This window comes from Streptomyces sp. NBC_00258 (assembly GCF_036182465.1).
Classification (GTDB): Bacteria; Actinomycetota; Actinomycetes; order Streptomycetales; family Streptomycetaceae; genus Streptomyces.
Window position 1 is genome coordinate 5,805,063 of sequence record NZ_CP108081.1, and the last position, 14,615, is coordinate 5,819,677.

The window sequence follows — 14,615 nt, forward strand, 5'->3', positions numbered from 1 at the left end:
GGGGAATGGGTCTGCTGCATCACGATGTCCGGCGGGATGCGTTCGCGGTGGCGTCACACTTCCGAGACGACTGTGCCGGATACGACGCTCCGCGCATGGCCCATCTCCTGGCCGGACTACCAGTGGAGGTCGATCTCTCTCCGCCAGAGGGAAGGCGCCCGCCGAAGCAAGGCAAGTAGTTCCGCTTCGCCAAGCCTGATTCCTGGCGTGATCCGGACACTGAGGCCGTGCAGGTCACCGACCGCTACGGCACCGCGCGCGTGATGGCCTGAGACCGCATTCACCCGAAACTGACCACACGCTCGGCGTGGATCGACCACACCGGCGAACTCCCGGTCATAGAAGGCACGTCGATCAGTCTGGAGGTCGACCGTCTGCCTGACGGTCACGATCCACTGACGGTCTGGCTGTGGCCGTCGACGACAGGCCTGCAGGGTGAGGACGTCGATCTGCGCCGGCAGGCGTTCTTGTGCAGGTTCGATCTGGAGCACACCTTCCGGATGATCAAGCAGACGCTGGGCTGGACCCGCCCGAAGCTCCGCACGCCCGCGGCGGCAGACGCGTGGACCTGGCTGACCATCGCCGCCCACACCCAACTCCGCCTCGCCCGGGTCCGCCGGGGGTTCAGGAACCTCCGCCCGAACCTGCCCTGTCCGGCCCATGCGCCAAAAGCCGACCGGCCCAGCCCCGGCAGGCCGCTCGGCTCGAAGAACCAGCGCCCCGCCAGCCGCTACGACGTCGGCAAGACCACCAGACGCCCCGAAAGCATCACCGAACACGACCGGCTCACACGCTGAACACGGCTTCAGAAGGGAACGTCCAGCCCGGCTTCTCGCAACCCAAGCAATGCCCTGCCCATGCACTCGGCGGCCGAGGCCCCATCGGCCCTCATCCCACCATCCAGGGGCCCACCAGAGGCTGCGAATGTCCACGCTGGCTGACCGTCGCGCATCCGCTCCGCGTCGACCCGGATCATGGCACCTACACCCTGCTCGCCGAGCCATTCCAGGATGAGCATCGTCGCATCCTCGACGCCGCTGTCCAGATCCGCCTTGGGCCGTCGCCCCATTCCCTTGGCCATGGCCGCAACCCTACTCAGGGGCTGGACTGGCCTTGTCGAACACTTTCAGGCGGCTCAGACCATTTTGAACAAGCTAAATGGCTGTTCCGTAACTCCGTCCCGGCCTGGCAGAACACCGAGGACCAGCGCGTGGAGCCCGCCTGGTACACGGTGTGGGTGGAGGCGCCCACGCACGTGGAGCTAGTCGACGGCGTCTCGTACGACGGCATCCCCACCACCCGGCTTCCGCCGCCGATCGAGCGGGAGATCCTCGGACCGCGCCGTCCGACCGGCTGGGTGCTGCAGAATCTGGACGACCGGTGCGGGCTCGACCGCGGCGTCTTGCACACCCCCGGCTGCGACGAGGTCCCTCAGGGTGCGCCCGTCCTGAAGGTGAACCAGGCCCTGGACGCGGCAGAGACGCCGGGCGTCCGGCTCTGCTCGCGGTGCGGCGCAAAGTGGTTCAAAGCCGTCCGCGCCCGGGCTGCCACCGGCCGCACCGCTCGCTGCACCAACGGCCGCTACACGACGACTGTTGACGGCGAAGGCGAGATCCGCACAGGCCTGCCTCGGACGAGCCCCGGCTTGAACAACTCCCGTCCGGTCGAGGTGGCTTGAACCGTGTCCCACCGGGCGCCGATCGTCCCGGCCCTACTGACCGCCACCTGACCGACATCCATCGCATCGTCGTCACGCCGACCATGCCCGGACTTGCGCCTGCGGCGAGGCCCTTGACTTCCTGTCAGCCATGACGACCCAGGGACTCCAGTTGCCTGGCGACAGAACAACGAGAGGCGACGGTGGTCCTGGAGACGTCATTAGGGCGTCCGCTGGACGCCACGCTGATGAACCCCTCTCCGCCAAGGAAGGTACGCAAGCAATAGACCGTGCATACGAGAGGATCCGGCCGCTTTCTACAAGGCGCCGGGGCGGGTGTTTTTCTCCGGTTAAATAGAGAGTGCGACCATCGCTCAATGACGGGGGTATCGAGTCATGGTTATCTCAGGGGGTACTCCACAACCGGACGAGCCACCGCGGTTTCCACCACACCCACCGAATCAGCCGCCGACCCGCCCGCCGGACCCCTTTCCTGACGTTCCCGCCCCGCGGCCACTTCCTACTATCGGTGTCAATCTGCGGGTCACCAAAAGACTGCTATGGGTCGGGGATGCCGTCTACCCCCTACAGAACATCGCTCGGGTGTACGTCTTCCTCCTCCATCCCGAACGCAAAAGAGCCGTGTTTCGTTTCCTGAAGAGATTGACGATCGCCAGCATCGTACTGCTGGTTATCAGCCTGTCGAACGATGCATCTCCCGGGGCCGACGACACCGGAGGCTCCCAGGCGGCCTTCATGACCCTCGGCTTCGCGGTGCTGTGCTACCTCGTCGTGGACCTCGTGTCCGTCCTGCTGGCCCAACCGCACCACGTGCTGGCCATCGAAACGAACGGGAATTCGACCGCCCTGATAGCCGGGAGCAACCTCGAAGCCCTCAGGCGACTCACGCAAGACCTCGCCTACGCGATCGAAAACCCCGGTACAGAATTCCAGGTGCGGGTCGAAACTCTCAACATAAATCCGAGAAGCTATCAATTTGGCGACAACGTGAACATGTACGGCGGCGCGAACAACGTAGGAATAGCGAGGTAACCGATGACAGGTGACAATTTCCAGTTCGGTGACAGTGTCAGCATTCACGGCGGAATGGGGCACACAGGAATCGTGAAACACACCGCCGACTCCGCAGAAGCCAGGGCGGGGTCCCCCGTTCTGCACGAAGCGGTGCAAGAACTGGTGCGGTTGCTCCAGGAACTGCGTGGGCAGGTAGCGGCGCCGAGCGCGCAGGCCATTGACGACTCCCTGGCGAGCATCAGTCCCGAGGGCGACACCGACTCGCAGAGGCAACACCAGGCCCTGATGGCAGTCGCGGGCATCGCCGCGACGGTCGGGGCCATCGGGCAGCCGGTACTCGACGCGGTCACCAAGGTGCTCGCACTTTTGGGCGTCGGACAGTAGCGGCAGGCGGGTGCTGTGGCGAGCAGAATGATCGAAAAACTCGCCGCAGCCGGGGTGAACATGGCCGAACCCGGCGCCACCTCGGCCACTCCTGCTGCCGGCGACGCACCCGCCGACGGCAACAGCCCGGCGGGCGCAGACACGACGAATGGTCCTCCAGCCGCCCTCGATCGCTCCACCCCCAACGTCCACGCCGGGCCATTGGAGACTGCTGAGCGCCGCCCGGGCCATCTGACCGCTGGACACGCTCAGCTCGGGCCCGGAGTACGGGCGGCCGCGTGGGTGGCGTCGGCTTCGCGGCGGCGCTGAACGCGGCCCTGGTCGATCGAGGCGGACTGGTCATCCAAGGCAGGAAAGGCCGGCCCCCTGGGTGATCAGACACGGTGACGTGACGCATACGGTCGGCGGAAAGGAAGCAAGCCCCGCCTCCGGGTACCGGAGGCGGGGCTGTATTGAGCGCCGGGCAGGCCTTGCACCTGCATCTCCCCGCAGGAAGCGGGACGTCTTTCCTTGGACCACCAACGCCAGGGTCACCACCGGAAGTTCGGGTGACTGCTCAAGATCAATGATACCGCAGCGAACACGCACAGCAACTCGCTCCGGGCGTGCCCGCCTTGACCGAATGGCCTGTCGTACGTCGGGGGTCGCTGCCCGACAGGTCAGTCCCACAGTGGTCCGGTCGCGGGCCGTGTCCATAGAGTTTCGTCACCAGATGCTCTTACAAGGCCTGGCAATCCGGGCCGTACCGGCGTGCCGCGCGAGTGCCTCGAGCTGGCCCGGCCTGCTCGTTCATGCCGTACGCGGACCGCCGGAGCCTGCGGACCATCGCCGGCAGTGGTCCGCTGCGCGCGCTCGGCCCGGGCCAGGCGCAGCTCCACGGCGTGCACGGCATCGGCTTCGCGACGGCGCCGAGTGCGGGCGTCCGCGATCATGACGGCCTGGTGCGCGGCGAGCGCCTGTCTGTAAGGACAACAGCCAGGGGATCAGCCCTGCATTCAGGGGCGCGGGGAACTGCGCGACAAGCCCTCACCGGCCCGCACCCAACAACACACCCCCGCCAGGCCCCTCGACGCCACTGGCCCCACACCCGTCAGGGTGTGGGGCCAGTGGTCGGTAAGGCGGAAGGGCTAGTTCACGTCGACGAAGTCGCCCGCGGCCTTGACGGCCGGAGTGGTCGTCGTGCCCGCGAAGTTGTAGCGGAAGTAACCGTCGGCGGCAGCCTTGACGGTGGTCTTCAGGGCGCCGGCCGAACCGGACTTGACCGTCTTGACGTCCAGGTAGGTCGTCGTGCCCTTCTTCTTGAACTGCAGCTTCACCGACTGGACGGTGTAGCCCGCGTACTTGCCCGTGTCCCAGTTGGCACGCGTCAGGTTGCCCTTGACCGTGATGGTCTTGCCCTTCTTCACGGGCTCCGGCGACGCGTTGACGGTCAGCTTGGAGAAGCGCTGGACCTTGGTGGTGCCGACCTTGGCGACCTCGGCGACACCGACCTTGGTGACGTCGAAGTCGTCGGCGGTCGGGTCCTGGCCGTTGAAGGCGACGGCGTAAGCGTTGGCGTTCCACGTACCGGCGTCGGAGTTGCGGAGCTCGCCGTCGCCCGGACGGACGTCGATGGTGCCCTTGCAGGACGCGACGGTCGTGGAGACCGGCGTGCAGGTCGGGTAGAGGTCGCCGAAGAGGTAGTTGTCCGGCGACTCGTAGGAACCGCGGTAGATCTCCAGGTCGACGACGAAGTCGGCGGCGGCGATGTCGACGTCGGCGCCGTGCGTCAGCGTGAACGTCGTCGGGACGGTGACGTGCTTGCTGGTGCCGGCGACGATCGCCTTGCCGCCGTTGACCTTCACGTTCGAGAAGCTCGCGTCGAGGGCGTACGGCGCGTCGGCCGCGGCGGCGGCGATACGGGCGCCGCTCTTGCCGGAGGCGGCGTGGGCGGAGTCGAGCACCTTCGCGACGTCCGCGCGCGAGATGGCGGAGTCGTCGGCCTGCGCGGCCGGAACGGCGAAGGCGGAGAGAGCCAGGGCGCCGGTGACGGCGGCCACGGTGGCACGTATACGCATGCGTTCCCCTGATGGAGAAAGGGGCCCCGGACGGCATTCGTCCTCACGTCGGGGCCGAAGTGATCAAGAGTCTGTTGACCCGAGTGATCAGATGCGTGACGGGGGTGAATGGTTGTACGCGAGGTGAATCTTTTGCGTACACGTGACCAAGGTCATCTTCACCACCCACCCCCACACATCCGAGGGACCCACCGCACGTCGATGAGGTCACCCGCTACGCCGTCCTTCTCGGTGTAGTCGACCTTGCTGAAGTTGGCGTCCGGGGCCTCCGGGTCCACGCCGTTACCGAAGAGGATTTTGGCCGGCTCGTCGTACGAGCCGCGGTAGACCTCGACGCTCTGTGCTTGACGGTGAACGTCACCGGGCGGTCACCTTCTGGCCGGTGCCTGCGACGATCGACTTGCCGAATCCGGCCTCACGGGTCTTGGCGACGGCGGCGCGCGAGGGCCAGGGCGAGCCGTCGGCATGAACGGCCGGGACGGCGAAGGCGGAGAGTGCCTGGGCGTCGGATACGGCGTCCGGACGGGCTCGCCGGAGGTCGAGATTCCGCACCCGAACCGGCCACATACAGGCAGATTTCGGCCGTTCACCGACCAAGATCTTCACATTTCGCGGATCGCCAACATATCAATGGCGTCGACCGATAAAAACATTCCGGGGGGAAATCCTGTGCATCCGCACGCACGCATTAGAAGCGTATATTGCGCAACCATCCTTTCTCTCGCGACCATTGGCCTCTCCGCACCTCACGTCGAGGCGGCGCCCGCCCCGGCAGCGCTTTCGAGCGACGACACCGAGGGAATGATGGACATCACGTCCGGATATCTCAAGGAACGCGCGAACGTCATCACCACCGAGGGAGCGGAAAAGGCGAAGAAGGCGGCACCAGCAGCGCCCGCAAAGGGAAAGATGACCGCTGCGCTCGCGGCCAAAACCGCAAGGGAATATGCAGCATTGGCCCTCCTTCGCGCGCAACTCAATCAGGACAACGGCGGCTACTCACGTGCCGAAGTGAGCGTCACTCCGGTGACAACCACCGTGGAGGGCGATGCGGCCACCATGGAAGTCACGGAGGATGCGCGGCTCTATTATCCCAACGTGCCGGCCGGGGATCCCGAGTACGAGGAGTATTCGGTGCCTCACACCCTGACCTTCGTCCGAGGGTCCGACGGAGGCTGGCTCCTGGACAGCGACAAGATCGATGCGAGCCTGACCGGGCCAGGTCCGGTCACCCAGCTCGGCCAGCCCGGCAGTGCGACACCCTCAGACGCTGAGAGCGAGGGCCAGTTGGAGGCGGGGGGCAGCACTGTTCCAGTCACTGACGTCGAGGACGACAAACCACTGGAGACCGACCCCGCGGAGGGATCGGTCGGCACAAGGGCTGCCAACGCCGGCTACAGCTACGGCAAGATGGTGAGCTACGCGAACAAGTACTGGAAGAACGCAAACTCGGACTACCGGAAATACGGCAGCGACTGCACGAACTTTATATCGCAAGCTATGCGCTCGGGTGGCTGGAACACCACGGCCGGAAGCTTCGTTACCCGCAAGGACAACAAGAAGTGGTTCTATGGATCATTCGAGTCGACGACCAGTTACACCTGGGCGGGGGCGGAGAACTGGTACTGGTTCGCCAAGAAGCACTCCAAGCGGACCAGAATACTGAGCAACGTTTGGCAGCTTCTTTCGGCCGATGTCCTCCAGGCCGACTGGAAGCGGGATGGCATCATCGACCACACCATGATTGTAACCAAGCGCGGAAGTAAGGGTGAAATCTATCTTACGTACCACACTCCGAGTAAGCACAATGTGAAGCTGAGCACCCTCCTGAGGAAGTACCCGAACGCCGCCTGGTACGCGCATCGCACGTGACAAGGGAGCAGCACATGACTTTCCCGAAGGGCACACTCTGGGTTGCGGCTCTGGTCGGAGGTGTCGTGCTGAGTGGCTGCTCCAGTGACGGCTCCTCCGATGCACAGCGGACGGAACAGGAAACCGCTAAAGCCTATATCTCCGCTCTCAACGACCAGAATGTCACCAGTCTGGTGGGACTCGCTCCATCGGGGCACGAAGGAACAGAGCAGGAAGCCCGCGACATCATCGCAGAGCACGGCGGACGTGGTCTGAAGATCAAGATCATGGACGTGTCCCATGATGTCGGCCCTGACGAGGCCAGTACACAGGTCTCGGGCACGGACCGTCAGGGGAAAAAGTTCAGTACCGCCATCCAGATGTCGCGCGAGAAGGACACGTGGGTTGTTGTCCTCGGGCAAGCATCTGGTTTTGACCAGAGCGGCAAGAGCCCGGCGTCCACCGATCCCCCGGCTGGATAGAACGCGATTCCGGGCACGCAGAGGCCCCCCACGGTGGGGGTCTCTGCGGCTCACCCTCAAGCCGGTGCCGTCGTGCCAGGTCATCACCTGCTCAGGTCTGCCCGACGGACCGGCCCCCGACATGACCGGGCATCACGGAAACCGCACGGCGGTGGTCAGTCGAACCAGCGGTCCCGTGCCAGTTCCTCCGTCCTGGACGGGTCCTCCAGCAGGGCGCCGACCTCGAAGCGGCGCGGCCACTGGCCGGCCGCCCAGGCGAGTCCCGCGGCGACGCCCTCCACGGTGGCGGCGTGCAGCACGCCGTCGCGGGTGCGTCGCCAGTCGAGTTCGGTTTCGTCGACGAAGAGTTCCTCGTGCTCGACGTACGTCGTGGGGGTCGAGGGGCCCAGCAGGACCCGTACGGACTCCGGGACGTCGTGTTCGACGCCCTCGCTCGTGACCTCGCCGGTCACGGACTCGCTCAGCCGCCGGACCTGGAACAGCTCGGCGAGGTCGGCGGCGCGGGACGGGCGTACGGGGAGCAGCGGGGTGCCGGCGGTGAAGGGCAGCAGGTCGGGCGAGTCGACGACCACGGCGTCGGCCGCGTCCACGACGGTCACCCGGCCGTCCACCACGGCCCGCAACTCGTCGGGCAGGGTGACCTGTTCGGGGTCGAGGTCGGCCAACGCGCTGTAGAGGGCGTGCAGTTGGGCGGACGTGACCTCGCGGTCGGGGTCGGCGAGGCGGTCGAGGAGTTCGGCGGCCCCGCCCGGTTCGGCGAGGAGGGCGGCGACTGAGGTGCGGACGCCGAGGGCCCGCAGGACCTGCTCGTCGTTGAAGCCGGTGGCGTCGGCGGCGTCGTACAGGCCGTGCAGGAGCGGGTCGCCGCCCTCGGCGCGCAGGCCGGCCGGGCGGCGGCCGTCGAGGACCGGGTTCCCGCGCAGCCACCAGGCGGTGTACGGGCGGACGATCTCGTGCGTCCCGTCGGGCAGCAGGATGCGGACCGGCTGGGTGAGGGCGTCCCGCAGCGGCGGCCGGGAGAGCAGGGCCAGGGCCTCGGGCCAGCGGTCCTCGTCCACCAGGTCGAGGTCCCGTACGGCGACGAGTTCCGTGGCGACGGGCGGCACCGGCGAGTCGGGCAGCCGGTCGAGGACGTCCTCGCACCACACGTCCACGGCGTCGAGGAGCCCCGCGTCGTCGGGTTCGGCGAACTCCCCTTCCCGCGGCTCCAGTTCGTCGGGGTCGAGGACCACGTCCGTGGCGCGTACGAGGGTGAAGTTGGCCAGCACCCCGCAGGCGGCGAGCGGCTGTTCGCCCCAGCGCTCGGCTAGCTCGGTGTCCACGGAGGCGAGTTCGTCCTCGCGCATCACCTGGGCGAACGGGCTGCCGGGGAGGACGAGTTCACCGGCCGGGGCGAGTTCACCCTCCTCGTCGGGGAGGGCGAGGGTGCCGAGCCAGGGTTCGTCGCCGGGTTCGAGGCCCGCGTCGCGGACGAGCGCGAGGACGGTGTCGGCCAGTTCCTCGGCGTCCGGGGCGTCCTCGTCCCAGGCGCCGCCGTCGTCGTCGAGGGAGGCGGCGACGGCCGCGCGGACCTGCGGGGTGGTGAGAACGGCGCGCGGAGTGGCGGGCAGGGCGCCCAGCTTCTCCAGGAGCGGATGGGCGGCGTCCGGGTGGGCGACCTTGAGGCCGAGGCGGGCGAGGCGCACGAGGGCCTCAGGGGCGGCCCGCTCACCGTCGGCGGCGGGCAGCAGGACCTGCCGGGGCCCGATGGTCGTACGCCCGTCCGCGAGCGGCACGGGAAGCCCGGTCAGCCGGTCCGGGTCGACGCCGGCGAGGCTGTCGTAGAGCCGCCGCCACCACTGCGGGTCCTTCTCCAGTCCGGCCAGGCGGTCGATCGCCTCGGTCAGCGGCACGCGGGCGACGCCCAACGTCCGCAGTTCCGCCCGCCGTTCGAGCCCGGCGGGCAGCAGACTGGGCAGCACCTCGGCGAGAACCTGCACGGTCTCGGCGCCCGCCCCCTCCACCACCTCGGCGTCGCGGGGCCGCAGAGCCTCCGGGAGGCCGGAGTCGTCGTCCTCGTCGTCCTCTCCGGTCGGCTCGACCGCGGGCGGCAGGAAGGCGGTGCGCGGCAGCCGGTCGAGGATCGCCTGGCGCAGGGTCCCGTCCAGCTCCCCCTTGCCGAGCGAGCCCGGCACGAGGCCGATGATCCCTGTGGTCACCGGCCGCCAGTCGGCCAGCAGTTCGGCGTACGCGTCCGCCGCGCGCTGCATCAGGAAGTCCGTCAGCGGGCCCGGGGCGGCGTGCCGGCGGGTGGTGTCGAGCGGGAGCGAGGCGATGAGCAGCGCGGGCACGCCGAGGGGTTCGTCGCTGGGCGTGGGCGCGTGCACGACGGGGCTGGTGCGGGGCTTGGCCGGGGTCCCGTCGGCGTCGACCGGGACGGCCCAGGTGACCGACCAGTGGGGGCGCAGCCGCTCCTCGACGGGCCGGTCCGCGAGCAGCGCGGGCTCCAGGGCGCCGTGCGCGGAGACGGTACGCCAGCGGGTCGTGCCGTCACGGGAGTCCTCGACGACCACATCGCCGTCGGCTTCCGCGTCGACGCGGCGCCGGATGGTCCGTACGCTCCCGTCCCCCGCCTCGACGACGACCTCCTCAAGCCCGGGCAGGGCCAGCAGCAGCGCGTCGTCGACACCGCCGAGGAGCCGCTCGGCGAGATCCTCGGCGGCCGCGTCCCGCAGCGGCAGGATCACGACGCTGTCGTACGTGTCCGGGGCGGTGCCCTCGGCCGCGAACGGCAGCCGGAGCAGCGGCACATGGCCGTCGCGGCGCCGCAGTTCGTCGCCGAGCCCGGGGCTGTGGCGGGCGATGTCGGTGGCGAGTTCGCGGGCCTCGACGAGGGACCAGCGGACGCCTCCGTGCCGTCCCACGAGGGCGGGTTCGTCGGTCACGGCGAGCACGGCCGCGAAGCCGACGCCGAAGCGGCCGACCGCGCTGTCGTTGTCGTCCCGCTTGGCGGAGGCGCGCAGCGTGGAGAGCGACTCGACGCCCGTCGCGTCCAGCGGGGCGCCGGTGTTGGCGGCGACGAGGACGCCGTCGCGGAGGGTGAGCCTGAGCCTGCCGGGCACTCCGGCCCGGGCGGCGGCGTCGGCGGCGTTCTGTGCGAGCTCGACCACCAGCCGGTCCCGGTATCCGCCGAGGACCAGGTCCTCCTCGGCGTTGGCGTCCTCGCGGAACCGGGCCGGGCTCGTCGCCCAGGCGTCCAGCACCCCGCGCCGGAGCCGCGCCGTCCCGAACGGGTCCGCGCCCTCTGCAGCCGGCCGCACGAACTTGCTCACGGTTCACTCTCCCTCTCACGTTGTACGGCCGCACGCGGTGGCTCGGTCGCCGCAAGAAGGTACCGCGGGTTCCCTCACAGGGGCTCCGCGGGAAGGGCGGCCCTCGCCCGCGGGTGGGTGGGTGCTGGTCGCGGAGTTCCCCGCGCCCCTGGGGGTGGGTGGCTGATGTGCCGGGTTCACCGCGGGCCGGCGGGGGTTGCTCGCGCAGTTCCCCGCGCCCCCAAAGACGAAAAGCCAGGGGCGCAGCCCCGCTTTTTCAGGGGCGCGGGGAACTGCGCGACAAGCCACAGGCAACCCGCACTCAACAGCGAGCCGGCGGCAGCCTAGGAGTGGCCGAACTCCGACGAGGACTCGTCCGGGCCGACGGACACGGACCCCGAGTCCGGCGACGGACGCAGGGGGAACGGGTCCACCCGGGTCTCATCGATCACCGGCGGAGCAGGACGCGGCGGTTTGGGCATGACCGCGGCCTCCGAGTGCCCACCGCACCCGTACGACAGCGACACCACACGCCCGTCCGCCGGCGAGAACTCGTTCGCGCACAGACCGAACGCCTGCCCGAGCGAGCCCCCGATGGGATTCAGGAAGCCACAGCTGACGCACGTGGCGGGAGCGGCCTGGGCCATCGCCGTCTTGGGCCCGTACGAGTCCTCCCAGCGGTCGGCGGCGACATGCAGCCCGTACCGCGAGAGCACCCGCGCCCGCCGCATCCCGAGCTCCTCGGCGACGGAGGCGATCGACCCACGGGTCGGTACGGCGGGCAGCGTGGCCGGCGTCCCGGCCGTGACCTCGGCGTCCTCCGCCTCCACGAGCTCGGCCATCTCCTCGGAGATCGGCGAGTTCGGCGCGGGCTCGTCCTCGCCGGAGAACCCCGCCTCCAGGCGCAGGTCCTCCGCGTCCGTGGGGAGCAGGTCCCCCGGGCCCATGTCCCCGGGCCGGAGCCGCTCGCTCCACGGCACCCACTCGGGCGCCTGCAGCGCGTCGGGGCCGGGCAGCAGAACCGTCTCGTCGAGGGTGACGAGCTTCGCCCGCGAGGCCCGGGCCACGGTCACGGCCCAGCGCCATCCGCGATAGCCCAGGTCCTTGCACTCGAAGAAGTGCGTGACGACGCGATCCCCTTCGCTGACCATCCCCGCGTGCTCCCCGACGACGCCTGGCACGGCGGCCTCCTCGGCGGCGGCCCGGGCGAGGTCGACGGCCTCGGCGCACAGACGGTCGGGGGTTCGGCTTCGCGTTGTCGCGCTCACAGGTATCGCTTCTCTCCTACGCCGTCTCACGAGTGCGCCGTCCCTCGACGGGGGTGCGGACGGAGCGGACCGGAGGGCCGCGTCGACGTCCGCGCCCGATCGCACTCGGGCGCACCTACGTCATCCATTCTGCGGGATGGCCGAGAGGCGCGCGGCCGAGAACAACCGCCGCGGGCGCGCTACGCACGCTACCGTCTCGTCGGCGCTTGGCCTACACCGCGGTCTCTTCGCCGCTCCTCGGCGTGGCTTTTGCGGGCTCCGGGATGGGCGCTTTGCCCGCTCCTCAATGGACGGTTCCGCCCGCTTGACAGGCAGTTCTTCGCCTCTCCGTGGCCAATTCTCGCCCCTCCGCCCATCCGGAGCGGCTCCGCAATCCCCCGAAACCTGCCGCTGAGCGGCGAACTCACAGCGCCCACTCAGCCCCTATACGCGCGGTAACCGCGCTACATACGCCGTTCTCGGGGCACTATTGCGGAGTGGCAGCCGCAAGGTCGCCCCATGGTGCCACCGGGATCGGTGGGGCCGGGGCGGGACGAACGAGCGGATCGGGCCCGGTGCGCGGGGCCGTCCGTTCCGTCGGGCGTGCCCTGCACCTGCCGTTCACGGGGACGGCGAGGGGCATCAGAAAGGCGACACACGCGCACGGCGCGGGCGAGTCGGGCCTCGGCAAGCTGATCGAGCTGCACGGGGTGAACGGCGCCGGCGACATGATGATCACCGTCGCGCTCGCCTCCACGGTCTTCTTCTCGGTCCCGACGGACGAGGCCCGCGGCCGTGTGGCGCTCTACCTGGCGATCACGATGGCCCCGTTCGCACTCCTCGCCCCGGTCATCGGGCCGCTCCTGGACCGCCTCCCGCACGGCCGCCGCGCCGCGATGGCGGGCGCGTTCATCGCCCGCGCGTTCATGGCCCTGCTGCTGTCGAGCGCGGTCGTCACGGGCAGCATCGAGCTGTACCCGGCGGCCCTCGGCGTCCTGGTGGCGTCGAAGGCGTACGGCGTGGTCAGAAGCGCGGTGGTGCCCCGGCTCCTGCCACCCGCGTTCTCCCTGGTGAAGGCGAACTCACGGGTCACGCTGGGCGGCCTCCTCGCCACCGGTGTGGCCGCCCCGATCGGGGCCGGACTGCAGGCCCTCGGGCCGCGCTATCCGCTCTACGGCGCCTTCGTGATCTTCGTGGCGGGTACGTTCCTGTCGTTCCAGCTCCCGCACAAGGTCGACTCGGCCAAGGGCGAGGACAAGGCCCTGCTCGCCGCGGACGAGCAGCACCTGCACGGGCCGCACCTGAAAACGCCGAAGCGCCCGGGGCTGCGTACGGTCGGCACGGCGGTCACGCACGCGCTCGTCGCGAACGCGGCGCTGCGGTGTCTCTCCGGGTTCCTGATCTTCTTCCTGGCGTTCCTGCTGCGCGAGCATCCGCTGGCCGGGGCCAGTGCGGCGGTCTCGCTGGGGATAGTGGGTGTCTCGGCGGGCGCGGGCAACGCGCTCGGCACTGCGGTCGGGGCGGCGCTGAGATCCCGGAAGCCGGAGCTGATCATCGTGACGGTGATCGCGGTGGTGCTCGGCGTCGCGATCACGGCCGCGGTGTTCTTCGGGGTGATCCTTGTCGCGATACTCGCCGCGTTCGCCGGGTTCGCGCAGGCGCTGTCCAAGCTGTCGCTGGACGCGCTGATCCAGCGGGACGTGCCGGAACTGGTCCGGACGTCGGCGTTCGCGCGTTCGGAGACGATCCTGCAGATGGCGTGGGTGGTCGGTGGGGCGATCGGCATCGCGCTGCCGCTCAACGGCACGCTGGGGCTGTCCGTGGCCGCCGCGATCGTCGCCGCCGGCTGGCTCACCACGGTCCGGGGGCTGCTGAGCGCGGCCCGCAGCGGGGGGCGGCAGCACGAGCGGGTGGCGTGAGGCGCTCGGCCCCTGAAGGGGCACGGGGAACTGCGCAGTCTTTCAGGGGCGCGGGGAACTGCGCGACCAGCCACAACGAACCCGCGCCTCTCCCCACGAACCCGCCCCCCTCGGCCCGTCCGGCGCCTGAGGACAAGCGCGGCGCGCCGCGTACCCCACCCGCGTAGGTGGGGCGCCGGACCCGCCCGATAGCCTTCGGGCATGAGCTCCCAGCGTCCCCTTGCGCGCCGTCGCCGCGCCGTCGCCGCCGTCGGCGCCGTTTCCGCCGGACTTCTCGTCCTGTCCGCCTGTGACAAGCCGACGCCGATGGCCACCGTCACGATCGGCAACGACTCGGTCAGCACCGAGGCCGAGTGCTACAAGGACGGCGACAACATCGGCCGCGCGGAAGCCACCAAGTGCGCCCGCAAGAAGGCCTCCGACACGATCAGCGTCCCGCAGGGCGAGACGCTGCGGATCGGTGTCGACCCGGAGATCGCGGACGAGGGCTGGGCCCTGTGGATCAACGGTCAGCGCGTCACCGACCCCTTCAAGAAGACGTACTACTCCTTCGAGGGCGTCGACCTCTTCGCGAGCCAGCAGGGCCAGCCCGCGCCGAAGACGCTGAACATCAGCATCGTCCAGCAGAACAAGGCCGACTCGAAGTTCGTGGGCGTCTGGAACTTCAAGCTCGAGAACGCCGACGCTTGAGCC

Annotated in this window: 12 protein-coding genes and 1 pseudogene; 8 read left to right on the top strand and 5 right to left on the bottom strand. The window is 69.3% G+C overall.

Features of this window, described 5'->3' with window-relative positions; all coding sequences use genetic code 11:
• Positions 1-74 precede the first annotated feature (74 nt).
• A pseudogene (locus OG718_RS25675) lies at positions 75-797 on the top strand (NF041680 family putative transposase); the annotation flags it as partial.
• 8 nt (positions 798-805) lie between these two features.
• Here OG718_RS25675 and OG718_RS25680 read toward each other — a convergent pair.
• Entirely contained in the window at positions 806-1,081 is a 276-nt protein-coding gene (locus OG718_RS25680; protein ID WP_260695349.1) for a hypothetical protein, read from the bottom strand.
• A 129-nt stretch (positions 1,082-1,210) separates the two neighbouring features.
• Here OG718_RS25680 and OG718_RS25685 point away from each other — a divergent pair, with 129 nt between their 5' ends.
• The 3 genes from OG718_RS25685 (at position 1,211) to OG718_RS25695 (ending at position 3,076) form a co-directional block, all read left to right on the top strand.
• Positions 1,211-1,678, top strand: a complete 468-nt coding sequence (locus OG718_RS25685; RefSeq protein WP_328845273.1) for a DUF6233 domain-containing protein — start codon at positions 1,211-1,213, stop codon at positions 1,676-1,678.
• 516 nt (positions 1,679-2,194) lie between these two features.
• Positions 2,195-2,710: a DUF6232 family protein gene (locus tag OG718_RS25690; protein ID WP_328847831.1), complete on the top strand. Its 516-nt coding sequence runs from the start codon at positions 2,195-2,197 to the stop codon at positions 2,708-2,710.
• Between the two features lie 72 nt (positions 2,711-2,782).
• Entirely contained in the window at positions 2,783-3,076 is a 294-nt protein-coding gene (locus OG718_RS25695; protein ID WP_260695348.1) for a hypothetical protein, read from the top strand.
• Positions 3,077-4,203: 1,127 nt separating this feature from the next.
• On the opposite strand, the gene OG718_RS25700 is transcribed toward OG718_RS25695, so the two are convergent.
• Both OG718_RS25700 and OG718_RS25705 read right to left on the bottom strand, forming a co-directional pair.
• Complete coding sequence (locus OG718_RS25700) at positions 4,204-5,133, bottom strand: hypothetical protein (RefSeq protein ID WP_143639694.1); 930 nt, start codon at positions 5,131-5,133, stop codon at positions 4,204-4,206.
• 357 nt (positions 5,134-5,490) lie between these two features.
• On the bottom strand, positions 5,491-5,700 hold the full coding sequence (locus tag OG718_RS25705) for a hypothetical protein (RefSeq protein WP_328845274.1): 210 nt from the start codon (positions 5,698-5,700) through the stop codon (positions 5,491-5,493).
• Positions 5,701-5,802: 102 nt separating this feature from the next.
• On the opposite strand from OG718_RS25705, the gene OG718_RS25710 reads away from it, so the two are divergent.
• Both OG718_RS25710 and OG718_RS25715 read left to right on the top strand, forming a co-directional pair.
• Complete coding sequence (locus OG718_RS25710) at positions 5,803-7,005, top strand: amidase domain-containing protein (protein ID WP_328845275.1); 1,203 nt, start codon at positions 5,803-5,805, stop codon at positions 7,003-7,005.
• A gap of 14 nt (positions 7,006-7,019) precedes the next feature.
• Complete coding sequence (locus OG718_RS25715; RefSeq protein WP_328845276.1) at positions 7,020-7,466, top strand: hypothetical protein; 447 nt, start codon at positions 7,020-7,022, stop codon at positions 7,464-7,466.
• Positions 7,467-7,621: 155 nt separating this feature from the next.
• Here OG718_RS25715 and OG718_RS25720 read toward each other — a convergent pair whose 3' ends face one another.
• Complete coding sequence (locus tag OG718_RS25720) at positions 7,622-10,777, bottom strand: sacsin N-terminal ATP-binding-like domain-containing protein (protein WP_328845277.1); 3,156 nt, start codon at positions 10,775-10,777, stop codon at positions 7,622-7,624.
• Between the two features lie 323 nt (positions 10,778-11,100).
• On the bottom strand, positions 11,101-12,024 hold the full coding sequence (locus OG718_RS25725) for a DUF3027 domain-containing protein (protein ID WP_143639689.1): 924 nt from the start codon (positions 12,022-12,024) through the stop codon (positions 11,101-11,103).
• Between the two features lie 476 nt (positions 12,025-12,500).
• On the opposite strand from OG718_RS25725, the gene OG718_RS25730 reads away from it, so the two are divergent.
• A complete protein-coding gene (locus tag OG718_RS25730; protein ID WP_143639687.1) occupies positions 12,501-13,922 on the top strand; it encodes an MFS transporter in 1,422 nt (473 codons plus the stop codon).
• 201 nt (positions 13,923-14,123) lie between these two features.
• The gene (locus tag OG718_RS25735; RefSeq protein WP_143639685.1) at positions 14,124-14,612 is read left to right on the top strand and encodes a hypothetical protein; all 489 of its coding nucleotides are present in this window, start codon (positions 14,124-14,126) and stop codon (positions 14,610-14,612) included.
• Positions 14,613-14,615 lie beyond the last annotated feature (3 nt).

What these genes read in the sequence shown, in the direction of transcription:
- OG718_RS25680 (WP_260695349.1), bottom strand. Translation starts at nt 1,081, where the DNA reads ATGGCCAAGGGAATGGGGCGACGGCCCAAGGCGGATCTGGACAGCGGC.
- OG718_RS25700 (WP_143639694.1), bottom strand. Translation starts at nt 5,133, where the DNA reads ATGCGTATACGTGCCACCGTGGCCGCCGTCACCGGCGCCCTGGCTCTC.
- OG718_RS25705 (WP_328845274.1), bottom strand. Translation starts at nt 5,700, where the DNA reads ATGTGGCCGGTTCGGGTGCGGAATCTCGACCTCCGGCGAGCCCGTCCG.
- OG718_RS25715 (WP_328845276.1), top strand. Translation starts at nt 7,020, where the DNA reads ATGACTTTCCCGAAGGGCACACTCTGGGTTGCGGCTCTGGTCGGAGGT.
- OG718_RS25735 (WP_143639685.1), top strand. Translation starts at nt 14,124, where the DNA reads ATGAGCTCCCAGCGTCCCCTTGCGCGCCGTCGCCGCGCCGTCGCCGCC.